Consider the following 17067-nt stretch of genomic DNA (forward strand, 5'->3'; position numbering starts at 1 on the left):
GGAATACTTATTTCAATCCCGTTTTTCTGGATTCGGATTTCCTGACGTCCGTTGAATTTTATTTCCTGAGTTGCTTTTACTTCAACGAAATTCAAATTATCGTCCGCTGGCTTTGTTTCCGGCTGCTTCTTATACAGCCAGTTTCTGAATGTTGCAAGGTTCAAGTTGAACTCTTCCGCGAAAGCTCTTACCGACATGCCGCTCTGTTTGTAAAGTTCTACTAATTCCTGTTTCTCTTCTTTTGTTCTTGATTGTTGCATTTTTTTACACCTCTTTATGAAGTGTAATGCTATATGTTGCTTTTGTTTACGAGGTTAGATTTGACGGATACAAAAAAGCTATGTTATTGATATTTCAAATTTTTTGAAGTAAAATTTTTAACAGAGTATAAATATTCTGGAGCAGTAATGGAAGAGAAAAAAAGAAAGACTTCAAAAACAAAAAAAATGGGTCAGCTTAATCTCAAGTATGATCTTAAATTTCTCACCTTGTTAAAGAAAAACGCAAAGAAGAAAGGCTTTACAGAAACACAATATATAAAGGACTTAGTTACTAAAGATGGCAAGGCATTGGATAATTCTGATGTAACAGCTATTAGTGCTCAACTTCATATTATTGATTCCTGGCAAAAAAAGATATTCTATACAACAGATTCCTTAGCAAAACTTTTCATGCGCTATATGTATGAATCATTTAAATATATGCCAGATATGAGTGATCCTAAATATGAAGCTGCAGAAAGAAGTCATGGAATAGAAAAATTCAAAACAGTCATGAATGAATATAGAGCAAGTAAAAATTTTTATAATCATTCATTTTTGGAACAAATGTTTAAAGTTGTCATTGAAACATCTTCCGATTTTGAAAAATTGAATCCTATGAAATCTCCAGTTAAAGATAGTGTTGTTAAACAGAGATATTATTCATTAATAAGAAATGAAATTAAAAACATAAGCACAATTTTTACTAAAGACGAACTAGAGTTTATTTCAATTTCATGTAATGCGATCAATTGGAATGAAGAAAAAGATATTAAGCACAAACTACTGCTTATACTCAAGGAAGCTGAAGAAATAGAAATACAACAGAGCAGATTGGATCGTGACAAGTTGGGAAAAAAGATTTCTGAATTAACACAGCTTCAGTTGTTTGCAACAGTAGAATACATAGAAGGATTTTGTGAATTAAATTGTCTTACCCCAATTAAAGAGAATGAATTGTTCGAAAATACGACCAACTGATTATTAGACACTTTGGGCAGGTGATTACTATCCTAACTGTACACCATTCTCCCAATATTCATTATGAGATCCCCCTGCTGAGATTATGGCCGGAAGATTATTATCTCTATGTAGCTTGTTTTTTCGCCAGTACTCAAGATGGCCTTGTTTTTCAACTGCGGGCTTTACTGTAATAAGTTTTCCATTTACATCAAAAACATCGCCATCAAGATAGCCATCTCGAAAACGTAGAATAGTTTCTCTGTCTTCTCCTATTTGAGTTCCATCAAGAGGCTTTCCTTTTTCATCCGTAAACTTTTCGCCAGTAGCATTATAGTTTATAAGAATACTTCTTGTTCCCATATTTATTATGACTCCTTTCCAATTTTATTTAATCCATCTGCCAATTTAGTAATCCATTCTTTTGTTGAATCTGTATTATTCCAAAAGCCCCATCGAGAATTATTCATTAATTTCAGAACTACAGGTTTGAACACTTTCTGACAGCGAAAGTGTTCGATGTATTTCCTTGGCATAATTATTTCGATATATTTCGAACTTCCCCGATGTTTACCAATGATAACAATCTGCTCATAACCATCTCCCCAATGACAAGGTGCACAATAAACTTTTGTTCCTGGTGAAAAATGCTTTGTTCCATGTTTTATCTCATGATCCTCTCCGTATTCACGGTCTTGAACAATGTTTCCAACTAAACACCATTTCCATTCCTGCTGTTCAACAGTGATTATATTTTCTGTATTTTGATTATCCATTTATATCCCTCCTAATTCTATGGCCCCTCAAAAGTAATAAAATCCCAATCAGGATTACGTTTCATCATTAAAAGAAGGCGGTCAGCTAGTGAACTATAAAACTCCGATTCATTTTTCGATAATGTTTTTTGCTGAGAATATAATTTCATTTCAGCTGCTATTTTTCTTACAGCATCATAGGTGTAAAGATTATAATCATACCAGTCAAATGAGATTTCTTCTTTATCGTATGTCCTTACACGACAAGAGTATTCAATAGTATTGTCAAAATATGGCTTAAGAAACTGATTATATAAATAATCTTCTACAACTCCTTCCTCTATTGAGATTTGATCTTCAATATAACATTTGCAACCACCCCAATTATCAGGAGTCTTATCTTGAGTTTGTCGTACAGGAAATACCCAGAAATATGAACCCGGGTTATGACCTTCTTCCCACCATGGTTCTATATTAGTTCCTGAAGATGTTTTTTCTATGATTTGCTTTGCTAAAGTTTGATTTACTATACTCTGGAATTTGTTTTTTATGGCGCGTGCATTCAAAGGAGAGAATAGAAGCTTCTTATGTTTCTGCAGCGTAGAATTAACAGCATCAGTATAAGCTTGATTCTCAGTATACAAACAAAGCTTATATGGTTTTTGATTTTTCTCAGCAGTTATAATATCGTTAAAACTTTCTGAAGATATTCCATCCCATACATTCAGCATAAAATCACATTCTTGAACCATACGGTCATCTCTTTTATAAAACAAACTGTGTGGAGAATCAGGAACAGGAAGTGGAAAGTCTTTTATACATAGATTGTGAGATTCTGCCCATTCTCTGGCAATTGCATCAACACCTGATAAACAATCATTGAAAAGAGTTATATCGGTAAAATGATTTTCAGCAATACATTCTTCAATCTTTGAATAAATCCATTCTTTATCAGTTATTGTACGGCTTCCACAAATAAATAATTTCACCTTTGATAACCTCCAATTATTTAATCACAATTCCATCGTCATCAATAATTCCAGAGCTGTCTTCGAACGGACTACAGTAAATCAATTCAGTATATAGCGGAAGAAGTTTCTTAACTTGAGCCGCAAATGCAAGGCCTCGTTCATGGAAAGATTTCCAATCAAAAGTTTTATTCAAATTTTCCAAAGATATTTCTCCGGCTTCACATGGAATTAAGCATTGATTTTCATATTCCCATAACCATTCTTGTAAGCCATTGATGTTCAGGTTTACTTCATAGTGCTCATTAACCGATATAAATTCTGTATTTCCGATAGCAAAACCTTCTTCATCCCAGAAAAGATTTAGAATATCAGGTTCCATTTTGATTGTAATAGTATCTTTAGTTTTCATATCCATTATCTATTCTTGATTTCTTTTTTTCCATGCCAGAATACGTTCTCCTGGCTTCAGGTCTATTATACTCCCACATCCGGAAATTTGAATTTTTTTTTCTCCACGATTTTCAATCCAAAGATTTTTTTTATCCCCAATCTTTAGAGAATAAAATTCAAAAGCACCATTAAAAACATAATAACGAATATCTAAGTGTTCTTCTGTATCGTCGTATTCATAATGAGGATTACTTATTAAGTAAGTATCAGTGAACATACCAATATGCGGAGAACCATTATACTCTCCCTCAGAACCATCATCATTCTGATAAATCAGTCTTTCAAAGTAGTAATCACAATAATCTGAAACAACAAGCAGCATGTCATCTTTTGAAAGATTTTTGATATCCACAGGTTTATAATATTCAGCTTTTATATCCTCATATTCAGGAAGAGAATAAGGAGATTTGTCTTGGCGTTCAAAAAGCAATGAATCAAAGGAGCAGTGATATAAGTTATTCTTTGTTTGGATTTCATATTCTTTTTCTGCTTTATTAATCTTAATTGATTGAACTATAGATGTGTGGCCATTCTCGCCATCAAAAAATCCAGGGCGGTTATAAAATGTGCCGTAAATCAATTCAACTTTTTCTCCTCTCCAATCATATTCCCCTAAATACCAGTGTCGTAAAGAATATGGCTTATACTGATTATTTGTTGAACTATCATCTATTGTGCTTACATTTATATCTTCTCTCATGTTTTACTCCTTCAGTAATTATTTGTTATTAATTAAAATCACTGCTCATAATTTAGTGAGTATCCGTCAAAATAAAATCGGTAAGATTGGCCGTAATAACAGTCAAACGATGAAAAGATTTCACTGTAATAATTTACAGGCACAAGTCCGAAAAAACGCATCGTAACACGGAACTGGTAGCTTCCTTCTTCATCAAGGTAGAAGCTTGAATATTTGGGATGATAGTCATCATCAGATTCATCCCAAACAAGTTTCCAGCCGCCAATAAGTTTGTCAGAAGTTCTACAGTAAACTTTGTCTATGTATCCAGCTTCAGTGATTTTATTTTCAACAGTAATCTTTATCTTATCATCAGTAACATTGCTGCAGGAAATTAAGACAATTGAAATAATAAAAATAATGAACGAAATAAAAACCTTACGCATTTTTTGCCCCCTCTGTTTCTGCATAAATCTTTTCCCAGAATAATTCGATTTCTTCAACTAGAGCAAACTGCTGATTTAGATTAAGTTTTTCAAGCTTTTCAGTAAGGGCCTTTCGGTCCACCTTCATAACTTCGAATTCAATATCAAGTGCTTTCTTTACACGGCGCAGAACTCCGTCACAGATAATTTCAGCAGGTTCCCACTCAACACCGGAACACACAGCCCTCATAAGTTCCCATTCTTTTTCTGAAAAAAGTCTGCTTATTAAGATATGATTCTGTTCTGTACGTACAAGAAATGAATATCTTTCCAAAACGAGAGAAATAGCCTTTGATATTTTTTTCTTCCCGTTTTCAACAACTCCGATCTTTCTTAAGAAATCATCAGATACATAAATACTTGTTTTCCGTCCATGCTGCATACATCAATCCTCCAAAAAAATACATTTGGTTATTTGTAAAGCAAGACTGCTTGCCTTATTGCAATAACCAAACAAAATGCAAAATGGCATAAAAATACCACCTTACGAAAAATAATTAAAAATGTAGATTGAAAAAAAAGCATTCCAGAACGGAAATGCGAAACCTGAACGGAATCTGTCCTATGGACTGATTTAAATATACCGCGTTGGTAGTATAAAGTCAAATTTTTTTATAAAAAATTAGGCTTTTATATTTTATTGTATTATAATGATTGTAACGTAAACATTAAAGGAGATTAAACTATGGCACAGAAATGGGAATACACTATTATAGATTTACAACCAAAAAGTGGACGTATTTCTGATACAGAATTAGGTAAAAGACTTACCGACCTTGGAAAAGAAGGCTGGGAAATAGCTATAGATAGAGAATGTGCTGGTTATACAACAAGTATAGTTATGAAACGTCCGCAGGATGAAAAATTTCCCAAGGTAACAAAAGAAATGGAAAGACAGGCTGAGATTCAAATCAATGAAGAAGAATGGCCGGATGTTGTTTATCCAAGAAAATAATTTCAAAAAACGAACTGAGATATATTAGGCTGTATTATCTGCCGGGAACAAAAGTTGATACATAAGAACAACTTTTATATTACAGTAAAAAAATAAAGAAAAAGAGATTGGAAACCTCAGCACATCTAATATTGACACGCTAACTCGTTCGCAATCTCTTAATTCAAAGCTTATATTAGATTCCTTAAATACTCAAGAGTATTATGATAATTTTATTTCGCTCGATATTTTAATTTTTTTACTTAAAAAAAATACCCGAACAACTGAATTATTTGAATCCAGAAGTCGGGCATCTGATTGAGCAGCATACTCGAAATGAGCAGTTGATGGTCAATCCAACCGCAGGCTTCGTTCCAGTCATAGAATATGCATATAGCATAAACATCACTGGAGCCAGCAATTTATTTTATTATTAAAGCAATCTCTTCGTCAATATGAAAATCTTGACCGAATTCCAAGTAGATTTGAAAAAATAACTCCTGTTAGAAAACAGGAGTTGAAAAATACCGTTGAAGTTCGCCACACTTCCTCAACCGCCAGACAAGGATTGTCGGACCCCGCAGCAGGCATCTCTACATTAAACGGCAATTAAGCTTCAATGGTAGTCGCGTATCCTAGGTACAATTCCTAGGGCGGAGGGCTACTGACAAAGAAACTTAATAAAGGAGTCAGCTGAAGCAACTTGGGTCTATCAACGCGGATATAGCAGAGGTTGTCCTTAAAACTGGCTCCATAATTTTATATATCATAAAAGAATGATTTTGTCATTAAAGTTATCCTTGAATATTTATACTAAATAAATCAATCTAGAACCTTTTAGAACTCATTAGAGAGTTTTGCATTGATTACATGGCTGTATCATCTGCCAAAAACGGAAGGTGATACAACTATAATATTCATTGACAGATTGAATTTGTAATGCTATATTTCGATATACAGAAGCAAGTTCAGCTCCCACAAGAGTGTATAAATCGAGAAACTCTTGCGTATATCCATATTTGGCGATGACCGCATTTATGGTTTCTGTTGCTTCTGTGTTTTGTTTATCAATAAAAATATCATTTGTATATCCTGTTACCACAAATTTAGAGTATTTATCTTTTCTTAAAGTTATTTCTAATCCATTTCCATGAATATACCAGTTTCTTCCATCAGAGGGTTCTGCTTTAAATGTATCAAGAGAATTTAAAATCAAAAGCTGTATCATCTTCCAAAAACGGAAGATGATATAACCAGATGGTAATGGTATTGTACATATAATTCAGCGCAGAAATGAGATTGACAATTTATCAGCTGAAGAAATCGCCTCTCTCCTGCTTTTTATAAAAAGAATTGTAGAAACAGAAAAAACTGACAGTTATGATGAAACAAATACAAGGGCATTCATTAATAAAAATAGAATCAGAGTAATTCTGCAGAAAAACTGGAAAGAAGATAACAGAAATTGGATTGTAACAGGATATGGAATAATTGATTCTAAAAGTAAAGAATTAAATTTAGAAGCGACAGAAACCATAAAGACGGTAAACGCACAATACGGCTACAAACCTGAACACTCTCGTCTCCGCGAACAGGTGGGTGCTGCCACTTCACTAATACAATTTAAAGGAGCCAGTTGAATCAACTTGGGTCTATCAACGCGGATATAGCAGAGGTTGTCCTTAGAACGGGCTCCATAATTTTTTATATCATAAACGATTGATTTTGTCATTAAAATTGTCCTTGAATATCTGTTTTTTTATCTTTCAATTAATACTTTAATGACAGAAGATAATTATTGATTTATAATAAATTTATTGTGCGTAGAGATTGCACTTGTTGTATCCTGCACAATTGTCGGTTAATGTAGAGATGCCTGCTGCGGGGTCGGACAGTCCTTGTCTGGCGGTTGAGGAAATGTGTCGAACTTCACCGACTTATTTTGTAAGATTCCTTGAATGGTCATTCTTTTGGAGGAATAGTACACCTATTCTGTGTGTCCTTTCAAGGTTTTTCTTTTATATTTATAAAAGAATGATTTGGACAGGTAATATGGATTATAGTATAATAATATATAAATCTAATTTTAGAGGTATAAAAAGTGGGGGCATTTCTATTTGTAGTTATTCCTATAGTGATAGAACTGGTTTATGTAATTAGAAGCTTAATACAACACAGTTTTCAACTTGGTCCATTAATTATTTTTATTTTTTATTTAATTTCAGTTTTCAATGCATGGGAAGATGGATTAGACTTTTTTAAGAAAAAAATAAAAGTTATTGTCTTCCTTATATTATTTCCTGCTATATCAATATTAATTCTTACAAAACCTTTTAATCCAATTGATAAATTAACTGAAAATCTAAATCTTAAAGATTGGTATGATACTAAATATACAGAAAAAAAATCTTATGGAAATGTGTATATATATAATGAAAGTCCGAATGAAGTTATCCGTTTATTTTATTCTGAAATGACAGAAAAACCTGATTCTTTTATAGATAAATATGTTGATTCACGGTGGGGAATTGATATAAGTAAAAGAAGTATCATAAAAATCCAGAAAAATGAAGTAGGACAAATAAAAATCAGACCTGGAATATATAAATTATCTCTTGAAACAGAAAACATAAAAACAGGTGAACAATTTTATGTTGATTTAAATACTAAAGATACAAATCTAAAAAATATTACAGATAATTTTTTTGTTTTTGATGGAAACAATTTTTTTAGAATAGCGCTATGGGAAAGTCGTGATGCAGAACTTATTAATAACTTAAAAAGTGGTACATATACGGAACCTATTGTTATTTCAAAAGGTGAATCAGCAAGTAACAAAAGACAAAAGCGTATAGAAAAATATGAATAAGGAGAATTAGAAATGGAATATCAAATGACAGATTCTCAAAAATTAAAAAATTATTATTCAACTATTTATGAAAGCGTTGAATATAATGATTATATTATGGCGGAAAAAAGAAAAACACAGCAAATGAAAAACGCATCTAAACTTGGAAATGTAGTAGATTTTCTAATCAAAATGCTTGTTGCATCAATTTATCTTTCAATAGTTTTTGTATTTAAATATCATTACATATACTTTCCAATTGTTATATTTATTTCAGTATTTTTTCTTATTATTAGTGTTCGTTCCTACAGAAGAGAAGAAAAAAGTTTCAATTTATTAACACAAGTCTTTAACGAAAAACAACAGTTATTTAATGATTTAATTAATAGAACAGAAAAACCTGCTATGCCAGAAGATAAATTAAACCCAGATTTTATAAAAACAATAATCGCTGTTTTTGATTCTGGACGAGCGGATACTTTTAAGGAAGCGTTACAAATTCATGAACAAGATTGCCAGCATAGAGAATTAGTTGCATATCAAAATTCTTTAATTGCAGCTGCAAATGCAGCTAGAAATGCAGCAGATGAGGCAAATGCTAGAGCTGCAAAAGCTAAAAAAGAAGCTGATTATCAAAGAAGAGAAGCAGAATATTGGCGACAAGAGGAATGGTATAGAAGAAACAGATAGTTCAATTAGGTGGGTGCTGCCGCTTCATTAATACAATTTAAAGGATCCAGCTGAAGCAACTTACTTCTATCAACGCGGATATTGCAGAGGTTGTTCACAAATCTGACTCCTTAAATATTCTACTGTATAAAAATGAAAGTGTCATTAAAGTTTGACTTTAATAATATGAATGATTCTATTTCTTCAAATTATTTGTTACCAAAATTATACAGTTTTGGTAACATTACTTTGTCTTATATGCTTGATTTGGATCCGTAGGATTCTCAGGAATTGTAAGCTCTAAATCGATATTTACCATTTTTGAAAGGTAGAATTTCTTAATATATTCCTCATCCCTATCAAAAATTTCTGCAAGTTGTTTTTTGGTTCTAGGAGCCTCTTTACATAATTCAATTATGAGCTTTCTTACATCTTCTTTGTCAGGTCTTTTGCCTAATTTTTCAATCCTATTTCTCAAAGCTGGGGATATTGTATCTGAGCTAGGGATATTAACTGGGGATATTTCATTCGAGCTAGGGATATTAACTGGGGATATTGTAGCCAATATATAATACGCAACCTCTTCAGTTCTACCTTTCTGAACTAAAACTCCCGCTTGTTCCATTTTTACCAATTCTTCAAAAGCATCTGTAAGAGAAACAAGATTCATCTGAGAATATGTCAGAGTATCAACAGCTCCGACTTCACGAGCAAAGAGTAAAGCCTCTTTTTGATTCTTATTGAAATCATACCGTTCATAGAGTCCAAGCCATTTTATATCATCTTCGTTATAAAACGGTTTTACAAGCAATCGGATTGTAAAGGAATCATCCCGTCTATTTGACTCAAATGTTGGAAGCGGCATTTTATTTTCAGAAAGCAGGCGACGGATTGTACGAATTCCAGTTCCCTTTGTTTCTGCAAGGTTTGTCTCATGAAAAATCGTTGCAAGATGGTAATTTCGAGTATAACTTCCAGCATTACCTATGAATTCCTGGTCTTTCAAAGAAAAGCCTGCATTTATTATTTCAATTCGATTATTATAGCGGATAATCTGGGTAGGGCGATTCATTCTGTATGAACGATGCATGATTGAGTTTACAATTGCTTCTCGTAATACTCGGTCAGGAAGGTCCGGAGTAGTAGTTGCCTGAATCTGTCCTTCTTTCAATGAGAAATTAAGAGGAAGTTCTGAACGAACTGCATCTAAAATGCTATTCAGCTGCAGCAAATAAGAACCTGTAAATTCGATTGTTGAAAAACGTTCATCAGGATTCTGTACCCATTCATTTCCATGAACACGGATATAATCAATGCGTGCCAAAGGACAGAACTTTCTATGAGCTTCTTTTGTGCCAAACATCAAAAGTCCTGTATAAGTTAAAGTGCCGTTTTCAGTCAAACAATCAAGAGATTCCAAGAGTTCTTTGTTGTCATATTTTAATTCAGCAGCTTCTGGATTTACACGAGATCTAAGCATTCTGTAATAGTCCAGGGCTTTTTCATCAACGTCTTTTATAGAGGTTCTTTTGACTTCACCAGAATCAAAACTTGAATCATCCAAATAAAAAGAACGTAAATCATCTTCGGTACAACGCTGGTCGCTGGAACCAATTCTACGCCAAGCACCTTGCGGAAGCCCATGCTTTTGAAAATATAATGGCTTTTGCTGAGAAGGAAGTTCTGGAACAAAAATCTTTAATATATTCTTTCCATCAAGCTGTTCTACATCAATTCTTGGGCGAACAGCCATATTAAACATACTTGCACATTGAGTAGAAATATCAAGTTGCTTTTTATCGGGATCCTTTACTCCCTCAATTATGAATCGGTCGTCTTTAGATTTTTTATCTTCGCCAATTCCAAGAAGAATATAACCTCCGCCAAGTCCGGACTCATTGCTGAATGAGCATACGGATTCCATCAAGGATTCTGAAGTATCATCTTCACCTTTGGCTTCAATCCATACACATTCATCGGCCTGAGTAAGTCTTTCATATAATTCTTTAGCAGTGTATATCTTCATATTTCTATTATCGCTCATTTTCACCTCTTTTTCTACTCAAACAACCTGTTAGCGGCCTCTGCGGCAGGCTTTACCGCTTCAACCATTTCTGGAATAGCTGCTCTTGTATAATGGTCCGTCATGGCAAGACTTGTATGACCTGCAATCTTCTGAACTGTTTCTCCGGCAACATCACGGCGCATACGGGTAATGTATGTATAACGTAATGAATGTGGAGAAAGCCTTCTTGTACCAACATTTATTCCTGAAAATTCCAGAGCTTGCTTAAACCATTTTTCTGCAAGCCATCTTCTTATTGGGTGTCCATAACGAAGAAAAACATAATCATCAGGTCCAGAATTATTTTCCTGAATATACTTTTTCATTATGTCATGTATATTATCTGGAATTGGAACTACACGAATCTTACGGTCTTCTTCAGAACCTTTCTTATTGAAGTTAGTCCTTATTCTTTCATCATTTTTATAAAAGCCATCAACAACAAACATCTTTTGGTCAAAAAGAAATTGATTTGCTTTTATTCCAATGCCTTCGCTGATTCGGAGTCCAAAATTTGCGCAACATAAAAGCATAAGGTAGATTGATCTATGTCCTTCATCAAATTGCGGATGATTACGGTATTTATCGTTACTTAGATTTATCCACAGGCTTTCATCAAATAAAATATTCAATTCTTCAGTTGTAAAGATATCTTTCTTTTTTGAATCACGAATAAAAGACGGAAAGTCTAACTTTGGAATGTACGGAAGTCCCATAAATGGAGCTTCATCATAAATATCACGGATGGCAGTTATAAAGTTATTCTTCCAGCTGCCAGAACGATTGTAATTAATCAGGAACTCAGTAACCATAGGAATAGTCAGATCTTTTAATTCCATATCACCAAATTGCTGATCTATAAGATTAAGATAGAAACGCTTATTTCTAAGGGTTGCCTTATCCCATTTCTTACCAAGTTTCTTGTTTCTTTCAACGTGCTCGCTTCCAGGAACAAACATATACTTGGTAATATCTTTAATTGTGATTTTCTTCTCTGCAAATAATGGTGGCAAAGCAGAAACAAAAGCGTATGCTTCAGCCTGTGTCTTGCAACCTTTACAGACTTTCTGACGCATCACGCCTGTAAACGGGTCATTCCAATAGTAATACCACTTGTGTACGGTCTTACCTTTTGATTGAATTGATTTTTTGAAGAGATGATAGTTTGAATCCATAATGGCCTCCAAGTTTTTTATGCTAAGCACTTAATATTCGCTTAACATTTTCAATAACCTGAAGGTCAGATTAATTAGTAAATGCTTGTATTATATAGATTTAGCACCTATCCCGAAGTGCTAAATCTTGATTGGTCTCTAGACTTGAACCAAGGACCAAAGGATTATGAGTCCTCTGCTCTAACCACTGAGCTAATGGCCCGAAATGTTTTTATAATTTATCAGAAAATCACATAAAATTCAATAAGTAAAAAAAACATTGCATTCTTATTCACCTAGTGTAATAATTGATAGATACGGGGAGAAAGGAATCTTAAAATGAGTATTTATACAAAAGAAAATGTTTCAGACTTATTGTTTTCAATAATTGATGCAATAATTATTGTTGATGCCGAAAAAGATTCTTACAATACCATTAAAAAGCAGGGTATTTTTGAAAAGCTTGTTGAAGATGAAGGCAGCTACAAAAGTCTGGTCGAAAAGCTTTGGTTCCATTTGAATAATAATCCTAAAAAGATTACAGATGACTATCATGTTTTTATTCCAATGATAGGGCAGTTCAAGGGTAAATATGTTGACCGTATAAATCTCAGTATTGAAGAAAAAATCCATCAGGTTCAGATTTCAATTTATCCAATAGATGAATCCTGCAAAAAGTATATTTTTATTCTTGATGAGCTTGATAACAGTGAATATCTGCGTGATTTCCAGACGGCGAGAAAGCTCGACACAATGCAGAACACCTTCCTTTTCTCTATGTATGTTGATTTGATTAAAGATATTTCTTACAGCATTAACGTAACTGAACTTTCTGATAATCCGCAGAATTATGATGTAAAATATACAGAATGGCGAATGATGATTGTAAATATGATCTGGCCGGATGATCAGAAGCTCTTCCTTGAACGTACTGATCCGGACTGGCTTAAGAAAAATCTTGAACCGGGCCGTGCCACTTCCTTTGACTGCCAGATGAAAAACCTTGAAGGTGTGTTTATCTGGGTTAAGCTGATTTTCAGCCGGGCTGCTACAACAAACGATGAAGATTTCCGTTTTGTATTCATGGTTCAGAACATTCATGAAAATCATATGAAGCTTTTTGACACCCTCAAGCGTTATGAAGAACTGGCTTCTAAAGATCCTCTTACAGATATTTATAATCATGGCCGCATTGAAACAGAAATCAGTAATTCAATTGAAGGCTTTAACAGCGACGGAAAACCTGTTTCATTTATGATGCTGGATATCGACTTTTTCAAAAAGGTAAATGATGAATTTGGGCATTCTGTCGGCGATTTTGTTCTTAAGGCTTTTGTAAAGGTTGTAAATGATTTTATTACTCCTTATAAGTTTGCAATTGGCCGCTGGGGTGGAGAAGAATTTGTCTGTGTCTGCTATGGTATGGATCTTGAGCACTTGAAGCCTATTGCAGAGGGGCTGCGAAAAGCTGTAGAAGATGCTGAGTTTGAAAAGGGCATTAAAATTACCTGCAGTATTGGTCTTACTCAGGTGACAAAAGACGATACTGCCCAGATTATTTTCGACCGCGTAGACAGCGCAATGTATGAGGCAAAGACAAGCGGTCGAAATCGTATAATTCAAAGATAATTTTCTTTAGAGTATAATTCCACCGGCGAGCACGGCAGCTCCAATCAACATGAAAACAAGGTCTCTGAAATGTACCTTGTATGATTTTGTACAGCAGGCTCTTGTGCGCAGATAAAAGCCGCGGAGCTCTGCTGCAGTTGCTGTTGATTCAATCTTACGTACAGAAGAAATCAAAAGAGGGAAGCAGAGGGGTAAAATCATACCAAATTTCTTGAATGGATTTTTTACTTCAAAGTCTACGCCACGTGCCTGCTGCGATTCAATAATTCCGCTCATCTCAATCGAAAAAATCGGAATAAAGCGGATGGCACTGGTAAAGGTAAAAGCATATTTATAAGGAATGTGCAGATATTTTACCATTGTGTTGGAAAGGTCATTGAGGTTAGTTACAGAAATCAAAATTGAAAGGGGAAGTGTTGCTCCCATAAGTCGGAGTACAAGCAGAAGACCTTTTTGAATCGCAAGACCAGTTATTGAAAAACTACCGACTGTTAGGATTGGATCTCCCTGACGGATAACAAGTACCTGGAGAATAAATAAGAAGATAGACATTTTGATAAGGCCCTTGAGGATTCCCATGGTTCTTTGTAAAAGTCCGTTTCCATGTATGAAGCCTGCGTTCCCGGCAACTGCCATGAGCACATTAAAAAGTATTACTCCAATCAGGTAAAAAGGATTTGATGAGCAGAAAGAAGCTGCACAAATCAAAATTGAGACAAATATTTTTACAAGGGGATGCATTCTGTGAAGCACTGAGCTTCCTGGTAAGTAGTCTAAAAAGCCTTTCATTTTACATCTCCTTTATCTTCGAAATCATTTCGTCGTCGGTAAATACACCGTCGAAGGCCGGGCCCAGCAGCATGGAAACCTGGGCAATCTGTGGCGGCAAAAGGCGGGCACGCTGCAAAAGGTCCCTGTTACTCAAAATATTCCGGGTTGCGCCTTGACCTAAAATCTCGCCACGGTTCATTACGATGATTGTCTTTGCAAAGTCGAGAACAACCTCCATATCGTGGCAGACCATAATTACTGTAGTGCCCTTTTCGTTTAGCGCCCGGATTTTTTCCATTGCTTCCATACACTCGCGGTAGTCGAGACCTGTTGTAGGTTCATCAAGAATAAGAATTTCCGGATTAAGAGCAATAAGGCAGGCAAGACAGAGTCTCTGGCGCTGACCACGGCTCATATTAAAAGGCTCTGTGTCGCCATCAAAGCCGAACTCACTCAGCGTTTTTTCTACACGCGCTTTTATTTCTTCTTCGGCAATCCCGTTGTTGCGGAGGCTGAAGGCAATTTCTTCGCGAACAGTTGAACAGCAGATCTGGCGGTCAGGATTCTGGAAAAGGAAGCCTATGTGTTTTGCAAGGGAGCTGACCTTCTGCATTTTTGTATTCTGACCCAGCACAAAAACATCGCCTGTGCTCGGTTTTAGAAGTCCGTTTGTGAGTTTAGAGAAGGTTGATTTACCTGCTCCGTTTGAACCGATGATTGAAATAAAATCACCCTTGCGAACCTTTACGTTCAGGTCACGGACGTTTGCAGTTTCGTTGTAAGAGAAGCCGACATGGGAGAATTCGAGGACTACATCTTCGTCCTGTTTAGATTGTCCGGTCGAGCCGGACAATGACACATTAGGTGAGCCGGACAATGACACTTCTGAGGCCTTGTCATTGTCCGACTTGATCGGGCAATTTAGCTTAATCACTTTTTTGACAAACTCAGCCGCCTCCCCAGCATTCAGACAAATCCTGTCTTCAGCTTTCATACCGGCAGGAGCCAGGCCTTGGTCAACCATTTTTCCGGTAAGTGTCAAAACGCGTGGACAGTTGATTCCTGCCTCTTCCATTTCTCTCTGATGGGTAAGGGTAGATCTGATTTCCCCGTAGTGAACACAGGTGCCGTGCTCAAGAACAATTAACTTTTTTACAAATTCGCAGAGCAGCATGATTTTCTGTTCTGCAACAACAATTGTGATTCCCTTTTCTTCATTGAGCTTTTTAAGCATCTGGAAAATCTGAACAGAAGAAGCAGGATCAAGCTCGCCGGTAGGTTCATCTAAAACCAAAATATCCGGTTCAAGGGCAAGAATAGCCGCAATTACAACCTTTTGCTTCTGGCCGCCACTGAGAGAAGAAATCTCCTTGTGACGAAGCTCGCTGATTCCCATAGTTTCCAGGGCGGAAGTGATGCGGTTTTCAATCTGGTCAGCAGGGATACCAAAGTTTTCAAGACCAAAAAGAATTTCATCTTCAACAAAGTATCCGGTAATCTGGCTTTCAATATCCTGAAATACAGAAGCAACCTTAAGTGCAAGTTTTCCCGCATTAATCTCGAAGGTGTCGGTTCCATCAACTTTAACGCTGCCGTAAAAGTCTCCGGTGTAGTGGTGAGGAATCAGCCCGTTGATGCAGTTACAAAGAGTAGTCTTTCCTGCGCCAGACTCACCGATTATTCCCACAAAACCGCCCTTTTCAATCTCAAGCGATATTTTCTCCAGAGCGTTTTTCTTAGCTCCCTTGTACTTAAAAGTTAGTTCCTGTATTTCAATCATTTTTATTCAGCCTTTTCTTCTACAATTTCCTTTTTCAATGCTTTCATCAATGGTACATATAAAGCTGCAACAATAATCGCATTCAAAGTAGCAGTACCCAAAACGATAGGCACGTAAGCTGCCATTGCAGAAGGATCAGATTTGATGAATACAAACAAAAGCACTGTGTAGAGTCCGCCGGAAATTACTGTACTTACAAAAGTTGTAATTGCTGCAAGACCAATCTTCATTCCCTTTGACTTTGCAGGAATAAAAATCAAAAGACCCATAGCGAGGGCGCCGGCTGCTTCTGAAGCAAAGTTCAGGTAAGGAGTTCCAGGGAAGAACTGGCAGATAGCACCGGCGATAATACCGATAATCAGGCTGTAGTAAACCTTTGGTCTGATAATGACAATTGCCATACAGTACATTGCAATAATGAAGTTTGGCTTCATTCCAAATAAGTTGATAAAGGTTCCTACAAAGAACTTAAGAACTGCACCGGCTGCAAGAAGAACTGCTGTAAGGAGCAGGTCCTGAAGGCTGATGCCTTTTTTTTCTGTTTCGTTTAATACTCTTTTTTCCATTTTGATTCACCTCATTAATTTGTTTATAAAGCAGCCGGGTGTGCACGAGGTCGTCTGCTCTTGTTACTGTGAATAGTAACATAACTTAATG

20 protein-coding genes are annotated in these 17067 nt (G+C 35.5%); 6 read left to right on the forward strand and 14 right to left on the reverse strand.

Annotation, left to right across the window (positions count from 1 at the left end; genetic code table 11):
- Positions 1-260, reverse strand: a 260-nt coding sequence (gene tnpA, locus G626_RS16880) for an IS66 family insertion sequence element accessory protein TnpA (RefSeq protein ID WP_022933433.1), incomplete at its 3' end; no start/stop codon positions are given.
- A gap of 147 nt (positions 261-407) precedes the next feature.
- Here tnpA and G626_RS0114115 point away from each other — a divergent pair.
- Complete coding sequence (locus G626_RS0114115; RefSeq protein WP_022933434.1) at positions 408-1241, forward strand: hypothetical protein; 834 nt, start codon at positions 408-410, stop codon at positions 1239-1241.
- A gap of 27 nt (positions 1242-1268) precedes the next feature.
- Here G626_RS0114115 and G626_RS0114120 read toward each other — a convergent pair whose 3' ends face one another.
- From G626_RS0114120 to G626_RS0114150, 7 genes are read right to left on the reverse strand one after another with little or no spacing between them, the layout of a single operon-like run.
- The gene (locus G626_RS0114120; protein ID WP_022933435.1) at positions 1269-1583 is read right to left on the reverse strand and encodes a hypothetical protein; all 315 of its coding nucleotides are present in this window, start codon (positions 1581-1583) and stop codon (positions 1269-1271) included.
- 5 nt (positions 1584-1588) lie between these two features.
- On the reverse strand, positions 1589-1996 hold the full coding sequence (locus tag G626_RS0114125) for a hypothetical protein (protein WP_022933436.1): 408 nt from the start codon (positions 1994-1996) through the stop codon (positions 1589-1591).
- Positions 1997-2013: 17 nt separating this feature from the next.
- Positions 2014-2964 carry an SLOG family protein gene (locus G626_RS0114130; RefSeq protein WP_022933437.1) on the reverse strand — a complete coding sequence of 317 codons (951 nt, stop codon included), beginning with the start codon at positions 2962-2964 and terminating at the stop codon, positions 2014-2016.
- 16 nt (positions 2965-2980) lie between these two features.
- The gene (locus G626_RS0114135) at positions 2981-3361 is read right to left on the reverse strand and encodes a hypothetical protein (protein WP_022933438.1); all 381 of its coding nucleotides are present in this window, start codon (positions 3359-3361) and stop codon (positions 2981-2983) included.
- 3 nt (positions 3362-3364) lie between these two features.
- The gene (locus G626_RS0114140) at positions 3365-4096 is read right to left on the reverse strand and encodes a hypothetical protein (protein ID WP_022933439.1); all 732 of its coding nucleotides are present in this window, start codon (positions 4094-4096) and stop codon (positions 3365-3367) included.
- Between the two features lie 38 nt (positions 4097-4134).
- Complete coding sequence (locus tag G626_RS0114145) at positions 4135-4521, reverse strand: hypothetical protein (RefSeq protein WP_022933440.1); 387 nt, start codon at positions 4519-4521, stop codon at positions 4135-4137.
- On the reverse strand, positions 4514-4942 hold the full coding sequence (locus G626_RS0114150; protein ID WP_022933441.1) for a hypothetical protein: 429 nt from the start codon (positions 4940-4942) through the stop codon (positions 4514-4516). Before G626_RS0114150 ends, G626_RS0114145 begins: the two co-directional genes overlap by 8 nt.
- Before the next feature lie 303 nt (positions 4943-5245).
- On the opposite strand from G626_RS0114150, the gene G626_RS0114155 reads away from it, so the two are divergent.
- The gene (locus G626_RS0114155; RefSeq protein WP_022933442.1) at positions 5246-5515 is read left to right on the forward strand and encodes a hypothetical protein; all 270 of its coding nucleotides are present in this window, start codon (positions 5246-5248) and stop codon (positions 5513-5515) included.
- A gap of 826 nt (positions 5516-6341) precedes the next feature.
- On the opposite strand, the gene G626_RS0114160 is transcribed toward G626_RS0114155, so the two are convergent.
- On the reverse strand, positions 6342-6722 hold the full coding sequence (locus G626_RS0114160; protein WP_022933443.1) for a hypothetical protein: 381 nt from the start codon (positions 6720-6722) through the stop codon (positions 6342-6344).
- 40 nt (positions 6723-6762) lie between these two features.
- On the opposite strand from G626_RS0114160, the gene G626_RS18400 reads away from it, so the two are divergent.
- The 3 genes from G626_RS18400 to G626_RS0114170 all read left to right on the forward strand — a co-directional run bounded on the left by G626_RS18400 (position 6763) and on the right by G626_RS0114170 (position 9032).
- The gene (locus tag G626_RS18400) at positions 6763-7134 is read left to right on the forward strand and encodes a hypothetical protein (RefSeq protein WP_414503154.1); all 372 of its coding nucleotides are present in this window, start codon (positions 6763-6765) and stop codon (positions 7132-7134) included.
- Between the two features lie 494 nt (positions 7135-7628).
- Positions 7629-8363, forward strand: a complete 735-nt coding sequence (locus tag G626_RS0114165; RefSeq protein WP_022933444.1) for a hypothetical protein — start codon at positions 7629-7631, stop codon at positions 8361-8363.
- Positions 8364-8375: 12 nt separating this feature from the next.
- Positions 8376-9032, forward strand: coding sequence for a hypothetical protein (locus tag G626_RS0114170; protein ID WP_022933445.1), 657 nt, complete (start codon positions 8376-8378; stop codon positions 9030-9032).
- Positions 9033-9255: 223 nt separating this feature from the next.
- Here G626_RS0114170 and G626_RS0114175 read toward each other — a convergent pair whose 3' ends face one another.
- Both G626_RS0114175 and G626_RS16885 read right to left on the reverse strand, forming a co-directional pair.
- Positions 9256-11037 (reverse strand): RNA-binding domain-containing protein, encoded by a 1782-nt coding sequence (locus tag G626_RS0114175; protein WP_027727221.1) that lies wholly within the window; start codon positions 11035-11037, stop codon positions 9256-9258.
- Between the two features lie 32 nt (positions 11038-11069).
- Positions 11070-12251 carry a tyrosine-type recombinase/integrase gene (locus G626_RS16885; protein ID WP_022933447.1) on the reverse strand — a complete coding sequence of 394 codons (1182 nt, stop codon included), beginning with the start codon at positions 12249-12251 and terminating at the stop codon, positions 11070-11072.
- 318 nt (positions 12252-12569) lie between these two features.
- On the opposite strand from G626_RS16885, the gene G626_RS17775 reads away from it, so the two are divergent.
- Positions 12570-13859 carry a GGDEF domain-containing protein gene (locus G626_RS17775; RefSeq protein WP_022933448.1) on the forward strand — a complete coding sequence of 430 codons (1290 nt, stop codon included), beginning with the start codon at positions 12570-12572 and terminating at the stop codon, positions 13857-13859.
- Positions 13860-13865: 6 nt separating this feature from the next.
- Here G626_RS17775 and G626_RS0114195 read toward each other — a convergent pair whose 3' ends face one another.
- From G626_RS0114195 to G626_RS0114205, 3 genes are read right to left on the reverse strand one after another with little or no spacing between them, the layout of a single operon-like run.
- Positions 13866-14648 carry an energy-coupling factor transporter transmembrane component T family protein gene (locus tag G626_RS0114195; RefSeq protein WP_022933449.1) on the reverse strand — a complete coding sequence of 261 codons (783 nt, stop codon included), beginning with the start codon at positions 14646-14648 and terminating at the stop codon, positions 13866-13868.
- A 1-nt stretch (position 14649) separates the two neighbouring features.
- On the reverse strand, positions 14650-16410 hold the full coding sequence (locus G626_RS0114200) for an ABC transporter ATP-binding protein (protein WP_022933450.1): 1761 nt from the start codon (positions 16408-16410) through the stop codon (positions 14650-14652).
- Positions 16411-16412: 2 nt separating this feature from the next.
- The gene (locus tag G626_RS0114205; protein WP_022933451.1) at positions 16413-16976 is read right to left on the reverse strand and encodes a tryptophan transporter; all 564 of its coding nucleotides are present in this window, start codon (positions 16974-16976) and stop codon (positions 16413-16415) included.
- Between the last annotated feature and the right edge of the window lie 91 nt (positions 16977-17067).

It is taken from the genome of Treponema bryantii NK4A124 (genome assembly GCF_000421345.1).
GTDB classification, from domain to species: domain Bacteria; phylum Spirochaetota; class Spirochaetia; order Treponematales; family Treponemataceae; genus Treponema_D; species Treponema_D bryantii_B.